The organism is Kitasatospora sp. SC0581 (genome assembly GCF_048159585.1).
GTDB lineage: Bacteria > Actinomycetota > Actinomycetes > Streptomycetales > Streptomycetaceae > Kitasatospora.
In genome coordinates this window covers 25,286-41,479 of record NZ_JBLRWA010000002.1, presented here as the reverse complement: position 1 = coordinate 41,479, position 16,194 = coordinate 25,286, and the positions used below count along the sequence as shown (strand labels likewise).

Sequence of the window (16,194 nt, the reverse complement as noted above, 5' to 3'; positions counted from 1 at the left end):
CTCCCCGCAGTTCCGCTCACGGCCCGCGGGGCCCCGGCGGTTCGATCCTCCCGGCGCCGGGGTGGTGCCGGGAGGCCGTCCGGGTGGCAGCATCGAAAGCGACGGCGAATGGAGGAGCAAGCGATGTCGAGCTCGGGCCAGCACACCCGTTTCGCGCCGGACCGCGGCCTGACCGGCCGCATGGTCGCGACGATGTTCGTGATCGGGCTGCTGTACGTCGGTTTCACCGGCCTGCTGATCGCGCTGCTGCGCGGCGCCTGGCCACTGATCGTCCTGATCTCCGGCGGGCTGTTCGTGGCCCAGTTCTGGTTCAGCGACAAGATCACCGAACGGGCGATGGGCGCCCGCCAGGTGTCCCCGGAGCAGTTCCCCCAGCTGCACGGCACCATCGACCGGCTCTGCGCCCTGGCCGACATGCCCAAACCCCGCGTGGCGGTCGCCGACAACGACATGCCGAACGCCTTCGCCACCGGCCGCAACCCGCAGAACGCGGTGGTCTGCGTGACCACCGGGCTGCTGCGCCGGCTGGAGCCCGAGGAACTGGAGGGCGTCCTCGCCCACGAGCTGTCGCACGTCGCCCACCGGGACGTCGCGGTGATGACGATCGCCGGCTTCCTCGGCGTCCTCGCCGGGGCGATGACCCGGATCGCGATGTACGGCGGGTTCATGGGCGGCGGGCGCAACAACAACGACCAGAACGCGGCCGTCCTGGCGCTGATCATCCCGCTGGTGTCGGTCGTCGTCTACGCGATCAGCTTCCTGCTCACCCGGCTGCTGTCCCGCTACCGCGAACTCGCCGCCGACCGGGCCGCCGCCCAGCTCACCGGGCACCCCAGCGCCCTCGCCTCGGCGCTCACCAAGGTGACCGGGCAGATCGCGGCCATCCCCAGCAAGGACCTGCGCCAGGCCCAGCCGTACAACGCCTTCTACTTCGCCCCCGCGCTGAGCGCCCGGGAGGCCGCCTCGCAGCTGTTCTCCACCCACCCGAGCCTGGAGAAGCGGCTGGAGCAGCTGGCGAAGATCTCCGAGCAGCTCGGCCGCTGAGCCTCAGTTTTCGACCCGAGAGGACCGCCGTGGGAATCCTGGACGCCCTGTTCGGCCGCACCAAGCCCGTCAAGCCCGACCTCGACCAGCTGTTCGGCGTGCCGTCCGCCGCGCTCACCCTGGAGGCCGGGGCCGGGTTCACCCCCACCGGGCTCGGCTCGGTCTGCTTCGCGGCCGTCGAGGGCGCCGCCTTCGTCCAGGTCCAGCAGCAGGTCCGGGCGCTGCTGGACGCCGACACCGAGCGCGGCGGCGTCCCCGTGGAGGCCTCCAAGGACGGCTACGGCTACTCCTGGCTGCTCGCCCGGCACCGCCCCGAGGAACTGCCCGAACTGGTCAACGACCTGCACGCGGTCAACAGCGAGCTGGAGGCGAACGGCTTCGGGCCGCAGCTGCTCTGCTCGCTCGTCGGGTTCCGCGACCCGGACGGGCGGTCGCTGGCCCTCGTCTACCTCTACAAGCGGGGGACGTTCTACCCCTTCGCCCCGATGCCCGGCGGCGGGGAGCGGCGCGACAGTCCGCTGGAACTGCAGGTCAACGCGATGCTGGGGAACGACCTGCGGCTGGAGAAGGACCTGAGCCGCTGGTTCCCGGTCTGGGGCGCGCCGGGCCTCTGACGCACCGTCCGCCCTCCCTATGATCACCCGTATGCGCAGCCGCCAGTACGGACCCGACCTGACCCCGCCGTGGAAGAAGCAGGCCCCCGCCCCGGAGGTGCCCGCCGAGCGGGACCTGGTGGTCGAGGAGGCGGCGACCGGCTACTGCGGGGCCGTGGTGCGCTGCGAGAAGACCGCCGAAGGCTTCACCGTCACCCTGGAGGACCGGTTCGGCAAGCACCGGGTGTTCCCCCTGGTGCCGCGCGGCTTCCTGCTGGAGGGAAGGGTCGTCACCCTGGTCCGCCCGGCCGGCCCGGCCCCCGCCCGCACCCCGGGCCGCACCGCCTCCGGCTCCGTCGCCGTCCCCGGCGCCCGCGCCCGGGTCGCCCGCGAGTCCCGCATCTACGTCGAGGGCCGGCACGACGCGGAGCTGGTCGAACGGGTCTGGGGCGACGACCTGCGGATCGAGGGCGTGGTCGTCGAGTACCTGCGCGGCATCGACGACCTGCCCGCGATCGTCGCCGACTTCGCCCCCGGCCCCGGCCGCCGCCTCGGCGTCCTGGTCGACCACCTGCTCCCGGGCACGAAGGAGCACCGCATCGCCGCCCGGGTCACCGGCGACTCGGTGCTGGTCGTCGGCCACCCCTACATCGACATCTGGCAGGCCGTGAAGCCCTCCTCCGTCGGCATCCCCGCCTGGCCCGCCGTCCCCAGGGGCGAGGACTGGAAGGAGGGCACCTGCCGCCGCCTCGGCTGGCCGGTGGACACCCCCGCGGCCTGGAAGCACATCCTCTCGAAGGTCGACTCCTACAAGGACCTGGAGCCCGAACTCCTGGGCCGGGTCGAGGAACTGATCGACTTCACGGCCCTGCCGGAGTGACGGCGGGGAAAGTCGGCAGTCACCAGACTCACACCCATCGGATCCACAGGAACGGCCTCGCCGAAGAGGCTGGTCCGCTCGGAGAGGTGCGCACACGGTAAGCCCTCGGTCAGTCCACCAGGTCACGTACGACGGCGTCGGCCAGGAGGCGGCCCTGGAGGGTGAGGGTGGCGCGGCCCCGGGCGTAGGGGCCGGGGGCGAGGAGGCCGTCGGCGAGGTGGCGGTCGGCGGCCTCGCGGCCGGTGTCGGTGAGGAGGTCGAGGGGGATGCCGTCGACCAGGCGCAGCTCCAGCAGGATGCGTTCGACGCGGCGGTCCTCGTCGGCCAGCACCTCGCGGGCCAGGGCCGGGGTGCGGTGCTCGGCGAGGGCCCGGGCGTAGGCGGCGGGGTGCTTGGCGTTCCACCAGCGGACGCCGCCGACGTGGCTGTGGGCGCCGGGGCCGGCGCCCCACCAGTCGCCGCCGGTCCAGTAGAGCTCGTTGTGGCGGCAGCGGCCCTCGGGGGTGGTGGCCCAGTTGGAGACCTCGTACCAGGAGTAGCCGGCGGCGGCGAGCGCCTCCTCGGCGATCAGGTAGCGGTCGGCGTGCACGTCGTCGTCGATCATCGGCAGTTCGCCGCGCTTGACGCGGGCGGCGAGCCGGGTGCCCTCCTCGACGATCAGCGAGTACGCGGAGACGTGGTCGGGCCCGGCGCCGATGGCGGCGTCCAGGGAGGCCCGCCAGTCGTCGTCGGACTCGCCCGGGGTGCCGTAGATGAGGTCGAGGTTGACGTGTTCGAAGCCGGCCGCGCGGGCCTCGGCCACGCAGGCCTCGGGGCGGCCCGGGGTGTGGTGGCGGTCGAGCAGCTTCAGGACGTGCGGGCGGGCGCTCTGCATGCCGAAGGAGAGCCGGTTGTAGCCGCCCTCGCGCAGTTCGGCCAGGTACGCCGGGTCGACGGACTCCGGGTTGGCCTCGGTGGTGATCTCGGCGCCGTCGGCGAGCCCGAACTCCTCGCGGATCGCGGCGAGCATCTTGACCAGGTCGCGGGCGGGCAGCAGGGTCGGGGTGCCGCCGCCGAGGAAGACGGTGTGCACCGGCAGGTCGGCGGAGCCCAGCACCTTCCGGGCGTGGCGGATCTCGGCGACCACGTTGTCCGCGTAGGTCTCCTGGGAGGCGACGGCTCCGGAGGAGCGCAGCTCGGTGGCGGTGTAGGTGTTGAAGTCGCAGTAGCCGCAGCGGCTGGCGCAGTACGGCACGTGCAGGTAGAAGCCGAACGGCCGGTCGCCCAGCCCGTCGAGGGCGTGTGCGGGCAGGGAACCGTCGGACGGCACCGGATCGCCGTCGGGGAGTGCGGAGGGCATGAGCCCATTGTCCCGTACGGCCCGACCGAACCCGGCGGGCCGTACGGGGGCGGGGCCGGTCAGGCCTCGTTGGCGCCCGCGTACATGGCGGTGACCGCGTCGGCGTAGGTCCGCTCGACCACCGGGCGCTTGATCTTCAGGCTCGGGGTGAGCTCGCCGTGCTCGATGTCGAGGTCGCGCGGCAGCAGGTGGAACTTCTTGATCGTCTGCCAGCGCTGGAGGTCGCCGTTGACCCGCTTGACGAAGCCCTCGATCAGCTCGTGGACGGCCGGCTCGACGGCCAGCTCGGCGTAGGACTTCCCGGCCAGGCCGTGCTCGGCGGCCCACGGCAGCAGGACGGCCTCGTCCAGGCCGATCAGCGCGGTGCAGTAGTTGCGGCCGTTGCCGATCACCAGGATGTTGCTGACGAACGGGCAGACCGCCTTGAACTTGCCCTCGACCTCGCTGGGCGCCACGTACTTGCCGCCGGAGGTCTTGAACAGGTCCTTCTTGCGGTCGGTGATCCGCAGGAAGCCGTCCGGGCTGAGCTCGCCGATGTCCTCGGTGTGGAACCAGCCGTCCGGCTCCAGCACCTCGGCGGTCTTCTCCGGCAGGTTGTGGTAGCCGCGCATGACGCCGGGGCCGCGCAGCAGGATCTCGCCGTCCTCGGCGATCCGCACCTCGGTGCCGGGCAGCGGGCGGCCCACGGTGCCGATCCGCACGTCCTCGGCCCGGTTGACGCAGGAGCCGGCGCTGGTCTCGCTCAGGCCGTAGCCCTCCAGGATCGGCACCCCGGCGCCGATGAAGAAGTAGCCGATCTCCGGGGCGAGCGCGGCGCTGCCGGAGACCGCGCCGCGCAGCCGGCCGCCGAAGGCCGCCCGGATCTTCGCGTACACCAGTTTGTCGGCCAGCGCGTGCTGCACCCGCAGGCCGAGCGGGGCGCTCTCGGTGCCGGTGGCGATGCGGCTCTGCTGGACCGCCCGGGCGTGCTCGCGGGCGACCTTGGCCGCCCACAGGAAGATCTTGTACTTGGCGCCGCCCTCGGCCCGGGCCCGGCCCGCAATGCCGTTGTAGACCTTCTCGAAGATGCGCGGCGCGGAGGCCATGATGGTCGGCCGGATCGCGGGCAGGTTGTGGATGATCCGGTCCACCCGGCCGTCCACCGCCATCACGTGCCCGGTGGCGATCTGCCCGGAGATCAGCGTCTTGCCGAACACGTGGGACAGCGGCAGCCACATGAACTGCACGTCGTCGGGGCCCAGCAGGCCGCTGGCCTCCTGCGCCCGGCCCTCGTACGCCCAGCAGTCGTGCACCAGGCGCACGCCCTTGGGGCGGCCGGTGGTGCCGGAGGTGTAGATGAGGGTGGCCAGCTGCTCCTTGCCGAGCCCGTCGACGGCCTTCTCCACCGCGTCCGGGTGCTCCGCCAGGTACCGGGTGCCGCGCTCCTCCAGTTCGGCGAGGGTGAGCAGGTCCAGGCCGCCGGTCTCGGGGGCCTCGGCGGGCGCGTCGAAGAGGATCACGGTGCGCAGTTCGGGCAGCTGGTCGAGCTGCCCGACGGCCTTCGCCAGTTGGGCCTCGTTCTCGGCGAACAGCGCCCGGGAGCCGGAGTCGGAGAGGATGAACGCGGTCTCGTCCGCGTTGGTGCTGGGGTAGACGGTGGTGATCGCGGCGCCCGCGCACATGGCGCCGAGGTCGGCGACGATCCACTCCAGGCGGGTCGAGGAGGCCAGGGCCACTCGGTCCTCGGGCCGGATGCCGAGCGCCATCAGGCCTGCGGCCACCGCCTTGACCCGGACCGCGGTCTGCGCCCAGGTGAGCGAGCGCCACTGCTCGGCGCCGGGCGCGCCGTCGGCGGCCTGCTCGTCCACCGGCGAGGGGTAGCGGTAGGCCTCGGCGTTCGGGGTCAGGGCGACCCGCTCCAGGAACAGGTGGGCGACGGAGGCGGGGCGCCCGGCGACGAGGTCGGGCCTGCCGGAGTCGATCAGGGACTGCGCGGAACTCAACGAGGACCTCCGGTGGCGGGTGGCCGTCTGAGGGATTGTCGCGGCGTCCGTGGGGGCGGTCGCCGGGCCCCCGGTTCACCTGAGCGGTACCGGTCAGTAACAAAGGGGCAATCAGCAGCCTAGGGGGAAACCGGTCATTCCGTAAGGGGGCGGCGCCCGACGGCACGACCCCGCGCGACCGGTGCCGCACCCCGCCGTTCGGCAAAGGCCCGGCAAACCTCCGGCTCCCGGACGCCGAATGACCTGTACGACGCTACAGAACACCGAGAATTGGGGTGCGAACCCGACCGGCGACGACAAGAGTGTGCTAGTGCTGATCAGACTGCTGAGGGCGTACCTGCGCCCGTACTCCCGACCGATCACCCTGCTGGTGCTGCTCCAGCTGGTGTCCACCCTCGCGGCGCTCTACCTGCCGACACTCAACGCCGACATCATCGACGACGGCGTGGTCAAGGGCGACACCGGCTACATCCTGCGCGTCGGCGGGGTGATGATCGCGGTCACCGTCCTCCAGGCCCTCTGCTCCATCGGCGCGGTCTACTACGGCGCCCGCACCGCGATGGCCTTCGGCCGGGACGTCCGCGCCGCCGTCTTCGACCGGGTGCAGAGCTTCTCCGCCCGCGAGGTCGGCCAGTTCGGCGCCCCCTCGCTGATCACCCGCACCACCAACGACGTCCAGCAGGTCCAGATGCTCGCCCTGATGAGCTTCACGCTCATGGTCGCCGCGCCGATCATGTGCGTCGGCGGCATCATCATGGCGCTCAACCAGGACGTCCCGCTGTCCGGCCTGCTGCTCGCCGTCATCCCCGTGCTCGGCGTCGTCGTGGTCCTGCTGGTCCGCGCGCTGCGCCCCAGGTTCCGCAGCATGCAGGTACGGATCGACACCGTGAACCGGGTCCTGCGCGAGCAGATCACCGGCATCCGGGTCATCCGCGCCTTCGTCAAGGACGACCAGGAGCAGGCCCGCTTCGCCGACGCCAACGAGGACCTCACCCAGGTCTCCCGCCAGGTCGGCCGGCTGATGTCCATCATGTTCCCCGCCGTCATGCTGGTGGTGAACGTCTCCAGCGTCGCCGTGCTCTGGTTCGGCGCCCACCGCATCGACAGCGGCGCCATGCAGATCGGCGCGCTCACCGCGTTCCTCTCCTACCTGATGCAGATCCTGATGAGCGTCATGATGGCCACCTTCATGTTCATGATGGTGCCGCGCGCCGAGGTCTGCGCCGAGCGCATCCAGGAGGTCCTCGGCACCGACAGCAGCGTCGTCCCGCCCGCCGCCCCCGTCACCGAGGTCCCGCACCGCGGCACCCTGGAACTGCGCGGCGTCGACTTCCGCTACCCCGGCGCCGAGGCCTCGGTGCTGCGCGGCATCGACCTCACCGCCGGCCCCGGCCAGACCACCGCCATCATCGGCTCCACCGGCAGCGGCAAGTCCACCCTGCTCGGCCTCGTCCCCCGGCTCTTCGACGTCACCTCCGGCCGGGTCCTGCTCGACGGCGTCGACGTCCGCGAACTCGCCCCCGCCGCGATCGCCGAGAGCGTCGGCATCGTCCCGCAGAAGCCCTACCTCTTCTCCGGCACCGTCGCCAGCAACCTCCGCTACGGCCGGCCCGACGCCACCGACGAGGAGCTCTGGCACGCCCTGGAGATCGCCCAGGCCAAGGAGTTCGTCGAGAAGCTGCCCGAAGGCCTGGACGCCCCCATCGCCCAGGGCGGCGGCAACGTCTCCGGCGGCCAGCGCCAACGCCTGGCCATCGCCCGGACCCTGGTCCGCCGGCCCTCCGTCTACCTCTTCGACGACTCCTTCTCCGCGCTCGACTACGCCACCGACGCCCGGCTCCGCAAGGCCCTCGCCCGCGAGACCTCCGACGCCACCGTCCTGATCGTCGCCCAGCGGGTGTCCACCATCCGCGACGCCGACCGGATCATCGTCCTCGACGAGGGCGCCGTCGTCGGCAGTGGAACCCACCACGAGCTGATGGCCGACAACCCGACGTACCGGGAGATCGTGCTCTCCCAGCTCACCGAGCAGGAGGCGGCGTGACCACGCCCGGCAACAAGCCCGACCTGACCAAGGGGCCCGCCCCGAGAGGCACCGCTCCCGGGGACGCCCCGGTGGACGGCGCCCCGGCGAACGGCGCCCCGGAGGACGCCGCCAAGGACGCCGAACTGCCCAGCGACTCCCAGGCCGCCGCCGCCCGCCGCGGCCCGGCCGGCCCCGGCCGCTTCATGGGCGGCCAGGGCACCGAGAAGTCCATGGACTTCAAGGGCTCCGGCAAGCGCGTCCTCGGCCTGCTGCGCCCCGAACGCAACACCCTGATCGGCGTCCTGGTCCTCGGCGTGCTCGGCATCGGCTGCGCCGTCATCGGCCCCAAGATCCTCGGCGACGCCACCGACCTGATCTTCGCCGGTGTCGTCGGCGCCCGCTTCCAGACCGGCATGTCCAAGGACCAGGTCATCGACGGGCTACGCGCCCACGGCGAGGGCGGCGTCGCCGACCTGCTCTCCGCCGTCCACTTCACCCCCGGCCAGGGCATGGACTTCGGCGCCATCGGCACCGTCCTGCTCTGGGTGCTCGGCATCTACCTCGCCTCCGCCGTCTTCGGCATCTTCCAGGGCCGGCTCGCCACCCGGGCCATCCAGGCCGCGAGCTACCGGCTGCGCCAGGACGTCGAGGCCAAGCTCGCCCGGCTGCCGCTCAGCTACTTCGACAAGCAGCCGCGCGGCGAGGTGCTCAGCCGGGTCACCAACGACATCGACAACATCGGCCAGTCCATGCAGCAGACCATGGGACAGGTCGTCAACTCGCTGCTCACCGTGGTCGGCGTGCTCGCGATGATGTTCTGGATCTCCCCGCTGCTCGCCGTGATCGCCCTGGTCTCGGTGCCCGTCTCGGTCGTCGTCGCCACCAGGGTCGGCAAGCGGGCCCAGCCGCAGTTCGTCCAGCAGTGGAAGTCCACCGGCCAACTGAACGCCCACATCGAGGAGATGTACACCGGCCACACCCTGGTCAAGGTGTTCGGGCGCCAGCACGAGTCCGCGGAGACCTTCCGGGAGCACAACGAGGCGCTCTACCACGCCAGCTTCAAGGCCCAGTTCATCTCCGGCATCATCCAGCCCGCGATGATGCTGATCGGCAACCTCCAGTACGTGCTGGTCGCCGTCGTCGGCGGTCTGCGGGTCGCCAGCGGCGCGCTGTCCATCGGTGACGTCCAGGCGTTCATCCAGTACTCGCGGCAGTTCAGCCAGCCGCTCACCCAGGTCGCCAGCATGGCCAACCTGGTGCAGTCCGGCGTCGCCTCCGCCGAGCGCGTCTTCGAGCTGCTGGACGCCCCCGAGCAGAGCGCCGAACCGGCCATGCCGGAACGGCCCGACGTGGTGCGCGGCCGGGTCGCCTTCCAGGACGTGTCCTTCCGCTACGACCCCGAGAAGCCGCTCATCGACGACCTCTCGCTCAAGGTCGAGCCCGGCCAGACCGTCGCCATCGTCGGCCCCACCGGCGCCGGCAAGACCACCCTGGTCAACCTGCTGATGCGGTTCTACGAGGTCAGCTCCGGACGGATCACCCTCGACGGCGTGGACATCGCCGCGATGTCCCGCGAGGAACTGCGCTCCGGCATCGGCATGGTGCTCCAGGACACCTGGCTGTTCGGCGGCAGCATCGCCGACAACATCGCCTACGGCGCCGAGTCGGCCACCCGCGACCAGGTCGTCGAGGCCGCCAGGGCCGCCCACGTCGACCGCTTCGTGCGCACCCTGCCGGACGGCTACGACACCGTCATCGACGACGAGGGCACCAACGTCAGCGCCGGCGAGAAGCAGCTGATCACCATCGCCCGGGCGTTCCTCGCCCAGCCGTCCATCCTGGTCCTGGACGAGGCGACCAGCTCCGTCGACACCCGCACCGAGGTGCTGATCCAGCGGGCCATGGCCCGGCTGCGCACCGGCCGCACCAGCTTCGTCATCGCCCACCGGCTCTCCACCATCCGGGACGCCGACGTGATCCTGGTGATGGAGAACGGCTCGATCGTCGAGCAGGGCTCGCACGACCACCTGATCGCCGCCGACGGTGCCTACGCCCGGCTCTACCAGGCGCAGTTCGCCGAGGCCGTGGCCGAGGTGGACTGACGCTCCCCCGAAGACCGTCGGAGAACGCGGGAAGGGCCCGGGCTGATGCCCGGGCCCTTCCCGCGTCTCCGAACGCCTGCCGCCGTTACTTCTTCTCCTTCGGCGCCTCGGCGTCGGTGGACAGCGCGGCGATGAAGGCCTCCTGCGGGACCTCCACGCGGCCGACCATCTTCATCCGCTTCTTGCCTTCCTTCTGCTTCTCCAGCAGCTTCCGCTTACGGGAGATGTCACCGCCGTAGCACTTGGCGAGGACGTCCTTGCGGATCGCGCGGACCGTCTCACGGGCGATCACCCGGGAGCCGATGGCCGCCTGGATCGGCACCTCGAACTGCTGGCGGGGGATGAGCTTCTGGAGCTTGCCCGCCATCATCACGCCGTAGCCGTAGGCCTTGTCCTTGTGGACGATCGCGGAGAAGGCGTCCACCGCGTCGCCGTGCAGCAGGATGTCGACCTTCACCAGCTGGGCGGACTGCTCGCCGATGGGCTCGTAGTCCAGCGAGGCGTAGCCGCGGGTCTTGGACTTCAGCTGGTCGAAGAAGTCGAAGACGATCTCCGCGAGCGGCAGGGTGTAGCGCAGCTCGACCCGGTCCTCGGACAGGTAGTCCATGCCCTGGAGGTTGCCGCGGCGGGACTGGCAGAGCTCCATGATCGCGCCGACGAACTCGTTGGGCGCGAGGATGGTGCCGCGCACCACCGGCTCGAACACCTCGGCGATCTTGCCGGTGGGGAACTCGCTCGGGTTGGTGACGGTGTGCTCGGTGCCGTCCTCCATGACCACCCGGTAGACCACGTTCGGGGCGGTGGAGATCAGGTCGAGGTTGAACTCGCGCTCCAGGCGCTCCCGGATGATCTCCAGGTGCAGCAGGCCGAGGAAGCCGCAGCGGTAGCCGAAGCCGAGCGCGACCGAGGTCTCCGGCTCGTACACCAGCGCGGCGTCGTTGAGCCGCAGCTTGTCGAGGGCGTCGCGCAGCAGCGGGTAGTCCGAGCCGTCCAGCGGGTAGAGGCCGGAGAACACCATCGGGCGCGGGTCCTTGTAGCCGCCGAGCGCCTCGGTGGCGCCCTTGTGCATCGAGGTGATCGTGTCACCGACCTTGGACTGCCGGACGTCCTTCACACCGGTGATGATGTATCCCACCTCGCCGACGCCGAGGCCGTCGGCGACCTTCGGCTCGGGCGAGATGACGCCGATCTCCAGCAGCTCGTGGGTCGCGCCGGTGGACATCATCGAGATCCGCTCGCGCTTGGTGAGCTGCCCGTCCACCACACGGACGTAGGTGACCACGCCGCGGTAGGAGTCGTACACCGAGTCGAAGATCATCGCGCGGGCCGGGGCGTCCTTGACGCCGACCGGGGCCGGGACGGTGTTGACGATGTGGTCCAGCAGGTCCTCGACGCCCAGGCCGGTCTTGGCGCTGACCTGGAGCACGTCGGAGGGGTCGCAGCCGATGATGTGGGCGATCTCGGCCGCGTACTTCTCCGGCTGGGCGGCCGGCAGGTCGATCTTGTTGAGGACCGGGACGATCGTGAGGTCGTTCTCCAGCGCCAGGTACAGGTTGGCGAGGGTCTGCGCCTCGATGCCCTGGGCCGCGTCGACCACCAGGATGGTGCCCTCGCACGCGGCGAGAGAGCGGGACACCTCGTACGTGAAGTCCACGTGGCCGGGGGTGTCGATCATGTTGAGGATGTGCGTCGTCCCGGCGTTCGGACCGGTCTTCGGCGCCCACGGAAGGCGGACCGCCTGCGACTTGATGGTGATGCCGCGCTCACGCTCGATGTCCATGCGGTCGAGGTACTGGGCACGCATCTGCCGGGGGTCGACGACGCCGGTGATCTGCAGCATCCGGTCTGCGAGCGTCGACTTGCCGTGGTCGATGTGGGCGATGATGCAGAAGTTGCGGATCAGCGCCGGGTCGGTACGGCTGGGCTCTGGCACATTGCTGGGGGTCGCGGGCACCTTGGTCCGATTCTCCGTTGGTCCGGGGCCGGGGGTGTCCGGGTCATCGCTGACCGGTTTCCCGGGGACCGGACGGGCTCGTCCGATCGAAATAGTCCCTGCCATCTTCCCACGACCGCGGGGCGGGCCGCCGTTCGGGCACCCGGGGCCGTCCGGGGCCGCCCTCGCGAGCGGTCGGGGGCGGCCCTCGCGGGCGCCCGGGTTTGGGGCGGGCAGCGGGCCCCTGGTAGCGTGGGCTGCTGCACCCGGCCTCGGCATGCCCTCTCAGCTGGTCCGACGGCCACCGGGTGCGAACCCGTTCAAATCCTTAGACAAGACTGAGGCTCCTTCGTGGCGAACATCAAGTCCCAGATCAAGCGCAACAAGACCAACGAGAAGGCGCGCCTGCGCAACAAGGCCGTCAAGTCCTCGCTGAAGACCGCTCTGCGCAAGGCCCGTGAGGCCGCTGCCGCCGGCGAGACCGAGAAGGCCACCGAGCTGGCCCGCGCCGCCTCCAAGGCGCTGGACAAGGCCGTGAGCAAGGGCGTCATCCACGCCAACCAGGCCGCCAACAAGAAGTCGGCCATCACCAAGCGCGTCAACACCGCCGTCCAGGCCTGACGCCCCGGGGTCTTTCGACCCCCACCGCTTCGGAGCGACCCGGCCCTCTACCCGGACCCCCGAGGCGCGCAAGACTCGCACCGCACGCGGCCTGCGTTCGCCACGCGGGTGCGGTGCACAGAAGCAGTGCGACAGGCGTCGCAGCCGGCCTCTCCCCGAGGCCGCTGCGGCGCCTGTCGCGTTCCGCGGCCCGGCGGCTATCGTCGGTCGGGTCCGACCGGGGTGCGGGGAGCACCTCGGCGCCAGGTCCAGGGGGGAACTTCCATGACGACGCCACCGCCGCCGCAGCCACCGAACGGGCCGGGATACGGCTTCCCGCAGCCACCGAACGGACCGGGGTACGGCTTCCCGCAGCAGCCGGGCGGGGGCGCGCAGCCCGTACCGGGCGCTCCCGGCCCCGCGGGCGCCGGCGGCTTCGGACCGCCGCCGGGGCTGCCCACCGCGCCCGGCCTGCCCGCCGCCCCCGCCCCCGGGCGGAGCGGGAACCTGCGGCGCAACGCCGTCTGGGCGTTCGTCGGCGCGGTGACCGTCTCGATCGGCTGGGCCGCCGCCGTGACGGCCGTCCCCGGCCTGGTCAGCAGCGACTCCTCGCCGCGCGACCTGCGCGGCTACCACCTCTCCGACGACTTCTGCGCCACCGGGAAGCCCACGAAGCTCCTGCAGACCTACTCCGTCTCGGACACCTCCAAGCCGACCCACCACACCGACCGGCACCCGGCGCTGGACAGCATGAACTGCTCGATGTCGCTCAAGCGCACCGGCGGCACCAGCGACAGCGAGTCCGCCACCCTCTACATGCGCGTCGACCTGCACAAGGCGGTCAACCCGGCGCCCGAGCTGGAGGCCAACAAGGAGCTCTACCGGGCCCGCGGCTACCAGGTCACCGACATCGCGGGGCTCGGCGAGGAGGCGTACTTCCTGTACAAGGACGACGGCTCGGACCAGTACCACAGCGTCTACGCCGAACTGGACATCCGCGACGGCGGGATGACGTACTACGTCACCTACTCGGCCGGCTACACCGAGGGCAAGGGCAAGCCGCCGACCAAGGAGGAGCTGCGCACCGCCCTCCAGTCCGACGGGCAGGACACCGTGCGGGCCATGAAGAAGTAGCGCCGGGCCGTCAGTAGGCGGGCCGGGAGCCGGCCCGGGAGGCCCGGGCGACGGCGACCACCGCACGCTCCAGGGCGTACGCCGGGTCGTCCGAGCCGCCCTTGACGGCGGCGTCGGCCTGGGCGATCGCGGTCAGCGCGGTGGCCACCCCGTCGCCCGTCCAGCCGCGCATCTGCTGGCGGACCCGGTCGACCTTCCACGGCGGCATGCCCAGCTCGCGGGCCAGGTCGCCCGGGCGCATGTTCCGCCCGGCGCTCGCCAGCCGGCCGATACTGCGCACGCCGGAGGCCAGCGCGTAGGTGATGCCGGTCGGCGGCTGGCCGACGGCCAGCGCCCAGCGCAGCCGCTCCAGCGCCTCCGCGGCCCGGCCGGTGACCGCCAGGTCGGCGACCTCGAAGCCGGTCGCCTCGGCCCGGCCGCTGTAGTAGCGGGCCACCACCGTCTCGTCGATCGCGCCCTCGACGTCCGAGGTCAGCTGGTTGCAGGCGGCCGCCAGCTCACGCAGGTCGCTGCCGAGCGCGTCCAGCAGCGCCTGGCAGGCCTCCGGGGTCGCGGAGCGGCCCAGGGTGCGGAACTCGCCCTTGACGAAGGCCAGCCGCTCGCTCGCCTTGGCCAGCTTGGGGCAGGCCACCTCGCGCCCGCCCGCCTTGCGCCCGGCGTCCAGCAGGCCCTTGCCCTTGGCGCCGCCGGCGTGCACCAGCACCATGATCACTTCCTCGGCCGGGGCCTCGATGTACGCCTTGACCTCCTTCACGGAGTCGGCGGAGAGGTCCTGCGCGGCCCGGACCACGATCACCTTGCGCTCGGCGAACAGCGACGGCGTGGTCAGCTCGGCCAGGCTGCCGGGCTGCAGGCCGCCGGGCGGCAGGTCCCGTACGTCGGTGTCCGGGTCCGCCGCCTTCGCCGCCGCCACCACCTGGGCGACCGCGCGGTCCAGCAGCAGCTCCTCCTGGCCGACCGCGAGGGTCAGCGGGGCGAGCAGGTCGTCGGGTGCACTCTTCCTGGCCATCGCCTACCAGCATCCCACGGGCCGCGGACACTCCCGCCCGACGGAGCGGGCGGCCCGACCTGGACAATGTCCGGGTGAGCGAGAACCACACCACCGACCTCCCGGCCGTCGACGACCCGTACGCCCGGCAGCTGCTCGTCCTGCCCGACCGCGACACCGCCGAGGAGGCCGCCGAGGAGCTCGGCGCCGCCCAGCCCGACCTCGGCGAGCTCGAAGTCGTCCGCGACGCGCTCGCGGGCGAGGACGACGCCGAGGACGCCCAGTGGCTGGTCGTGGCCGAGGCCCCGGAGAGCGGCTGGACCCCGGCGCTGCTGCACGCCCTCGACCGCCTCGCGGCCGGCTACGAGGGCTGGCGCGAGGAGGCGTGACGGCCTGAGGGCCCCTGATCAGAGGTGCGGGGACTCGGGCGCGCCCCCGAGCCGCAGCTCGCCGACACCGTCCAGGACCTTCTCCGCCGAGGCGACGTGGCGGCCCGCCGTGACGATGTCGCGCAGGCAGCGGTCGAGCGGGGTGCGCTCGGTGTAGACCGCGGCCGATCCCACGGCGTCGTACAGGAGTTGGACCGCCTCCCGGCAGGCCCGGTGGGCGAACCGGCGGGCCAGCGCCGCCGTGCCGCGCTCCGCCGCCAGGCCCGCCGCCTGGGCCGCCCAGGCCTGCTCCAGCGTGCGGTACACGTAGGCGTCCGCCGCGCCGATCAGCGACTCGGCGTGCGCGAGGTCGGCCCGGACCCCCGGGTAGGGCAGCGCGGTGCGCCGGGGGGAGAGCAGCTCCCGGGCGCCGGCCAGCGCGGCCCGGCCGATCCCCAGCGGCACGCCCGCCATCTTGAGGGCGAGGTTGTCGGCGCGCAGGTGGAGCGGCTCCGCCCGGGTGCCGGACGGCGCCAGGGCGAAGGTGTGCCGCTCCGGGACGAACAGGTCGGCGACCTCGATGTCGTGCGAGCCGGTGCCGCGCAGCCCGGTGGTGTGCCAGGTGTCCAGCACCCGGACCTGCGCGGCGTCCAGGACGGCGACCCTCGGGGTGCCCTCCGGGGTCAGGAACCCGGCCAGCACCCGGTCAGCGTGGGTGATCCCGCTGGCGTGGGTCCAGCGGCCGGTCAGCAGGTGGCCGCCGCCGTGCCGGACCGACCGCCCGGCCGGCGGCAGCACCGTCGCGGTGATCAGGTCCGGGTCCGGGAACAGCTCGGCGAAGACGTCCTCGGGCAGCGAGACCACGGCCAGCGAGGCGTTCAGCGCGACGGACGCGCACCAGGCGACCGAGGCATCGCCCTCGGCCAGCAGGTCGATCGCCCGGGTGGTCTCCGGCACGGTCAGCTCGACCCCGCCCAGCCGCGGCGGCAGGGCGGCCCGCAGCAGCCCGGTGGCCTTCAGGCCCGCCAGGACGTCACCGGGGATCCGGCCCAGCCGTTCGGTCTCCGGCGCGGTGGCCGGCAGGCCGGCGGCGTAGCTCCGTACCCGGTCCAGGACCGAGGCGGCGGTGCGGGCCGTCCCGGTGCGGGGCGTACCGGTCCGGGCCGTCCCGGTCCGGGGCGGCAGTTCGAGGGTGGTCATCCGGT

General features: G+C 72.2%; 13 protein-coding genes. 8 read left to right on the top strand and 5 right to left on the bottom strand.

Features of this window, described 5'->3' with window-relative positions:
* Positions 1-123: 123 nt before the first annotated feature.
* From htpX to ACLWS4_RS03230, 3 genes are read left to right on the top strand one after another with little or no spacing between them, the layout of a single operon-like run.
* Positions 124-1,044: a zinc metalloprotease HtpX gene (gene htpX, locus ACLWS4_RS03240; protein WP_049651913.1), complete on the top strand. Its 921-nt coding sequence runs from the start codon at positions 124-126 to the stop codon at positions 1,042-1,044.
* A 29-nt stretch (positions 1,045-1,073) separates the two neighbouring features.
* The gene (pspAB, locus tag ACLWS4_RS03235; RefSeq protein WP_049651914.1) at positions 1,074-1,658 is read left to right on the top strand and encodes a PspA-associated protein PspAB; all 585 of its coding nucleotides are present in this window, start codon (positions 1,074-1,076) and stop codon (positions 1,656-1,658) included.
* Positions 1,659-1,689: 31 nt separating this feature from the next.
* A complete protein-coding gene (locus tag ACLWS4_RS03230) occupies positions 1,690-2,517 on the top strand; it encodes a DUF3097 domain-containing protein (RefSeq protein WP_387966258.1) in 828 nt (275 codons plus the stop codon).
* A 109-nt stretch (positions 2,518-2,626) separates the two neighbouring features.
* Here ACLWS4_RS03230 and hemW read toward each other — a convergent pair whose 3' ends face one another.
* Both hemW and ACLWS4_RS03220 read right to left on the bottom strand, forming a co-directional pair.
* On the bottom strand, positions 2,627-3,856 hold the full coding sequence (hemW, locus tag ACLWS4_RS03225; protein WP_416873314.1) for a radical SAM family heme chaperone HemW: 1,230 nt from the start codon (positions 3,854-3,856) through the stop codon (positions 2,627-2,629).
* 59 nt (positions 3,857-3,915) lie between these two features.
* Entirely contained in the window at positions 3,916-5,838 is a 1,923-nt protein-coding gene (locus ACLWS4_RS03220; RefSeq protein ID WP_049651918.1) for an AMP-dependent synthetase/ligase, read from the bottom strand.
* A gap of 310 nt (positions 5,839-6,148) precedes the next feature.
* Between ACLWS4_RS03220 and ACLWS4_RS03215 the strand changes: the two genes are divergently transcribed.
* Positions 6,149-7,882 (top strand): ABC transporter ATP-binding protein, encoded by a 1,734-nt coding sequence (locus ACLWS4_RS03215; RefSeq protein WP_049651919.1) that lies wholly within the window; start codon positions 6,149-6,151, stop codon positions 7,880-7,882.
* Between the two features lie 185 nt (positions 7,883-8,067).
* Complete coding sequence (locus ACLWS4_RS03210; protein ID WP_117491689.1) at positions 8,068-9,966, top strand: ABC transporter ATP-binding protein; 1,899 nt, start codon at positions 8,068-8,070, stop codon at positions 9,964-9,966.
* Between the two features lie 85 nt (positions 9,967-10,051).
* Here the strand turns inward: ACLWS4_RS03210 and lepA are convergent, their stop codons facing one another.
* Positions 10,052-11,920, bottom strand: coding sequence for a translation elongation factor 4 (gene lepA, locus ACLWS4_RS03205; RefSeq protein WP_063780165.1), 1,869 nt, complete (start codon positions 11,918-11,920; stop codon positions 10,052-10,054).
* A gap of 330 nt (positions 11,921-12,250) precedes the next feature.
* Here lepA and rpsT point away from each other — a divergent pair, with 330 nt between their 5' ends.
* On the top strand, positions 12,251-12,520 hold the full coding sequence (gene rpsT / locus ACLWS4_RS03200) for a 30S ribosomal protein S20 (RefSeq protein ID WP_030309778.1): 270 nt from the start codon (positions 12,251-12,253) through the stop codon (positions 12,518-12,520).
* 264 nt (positions 12,521-12,784) lie between these two features.
* Positions 12,785-13,633: a hypothetical protein gene (locus tag ACLWS4_RS03195; RefSeq protein WP_387827096.1), complete on the top strand. Its 849-nt coding sequence runs from the start codon at positions 12,785-12,787 to the stop codon at positions 13,631-13,633.
* A gap of 10 nt (positions 13,634-13,643) precedes the next feature.
* Here ACLWS4_RS03195 and holA read toward each other — a convergent pair whose 3' ends face one another.
* The gene (gene holA / locus ACLWS4_RS03190) at positions 13,644-14,642 is read right to left on the bottom strand and encodes a DNA polymerase III subunit delta (protein ID WP_416873313.1); all 999 of its coding nucleotides are present in this window, start codon (positions 14,640-14,642) and stop codon (positions 13,644-13,646) included.
* 74 nt (positions 14,643-14,716) lie between these two features.
* Between holA and ACLWS4_RS03185 the strand changes: the two genes are divergently transcribed.
* On the top strand, positions 14,717-15,010 hold the full coding sequence (locus ACLWS4_RS03185; protein WP_049657893.1) for a hypothetical protein: 294 nt from the start codon (positions 14,717-14,719) through the stop codon (positions 15,008-15,010).
* Between the two features lie 18 nt (positions 15,011-15,028).
* Here ACLWS4_RS03185 and ACLWS4_RS03180 read toward each other — a convergent pair whose 3' ends face one another.
* A complete protein-coding gene (locus ACLWS4_RS03180) occupies positions 15,029-16,189 on the bottom strand; it encodes an acyl-CoA dehydrogenase family protein (RefSeq protein WP_416873312.1) in 1,161 nt (386 codons plus the stop codon).
* Positions 16,190-16,194: the final 5 nt, after the last annotated feature.

Excerpts from the sequence above, each read along its gene's own strand:
- ACLWS4_RS03210 (WP_117491689.1), top strand. The coding sequence starts at position 8,068 with ATGGGCGGCCAGGGCACCGAGAAGTCCATGGACTTCAAGGGCTCCGGC.
- holA (WP_416873313.1), bottom strand. The coding sequence starts at position 14,642 with ATGGCCAGGAAGAGTGCACCCGACGACCTGCTCGCCCCGCTGACCCTC.
- hemW (WP_416873314.1), bottom strand. The coding sequence starts at position 3,856 with ATGCCCTCCGCACTCCCCGACGGCGATCCGGTGCCGTCCGACGGTTCC.
- ACLWS4_RS03180 (WP_416873312.1), bottom strand. The coding sequence starts at position 16,189 with ATGACCACCCTCGAACTGCCGCCCCGGACCGGGACGGCCCGGACCGGT.
- ACLWS4_RS03195 (WP_387827096.1), top strand. The coding sequence starts at position 12,785 with ATGACGACGCCACCGCCGCCGCAGCCACCGAACGGGCCGGGATACGGC.
- ACLWS4_RS03230 (WP_387966258.1), top strand. The coding sequence starts at position 1,690 with ATGCGCAGCCGCCAGTACGGACCCGACCTGACCCCGCCGTGGAAGAAG.
- htpX (WP_049651913.1), top strand. The coding sequence starts at position 124 with ATGTCGAGCTCGGGCCAGCACACCCGTTTCGCGCCGGACCGCGGCCTG.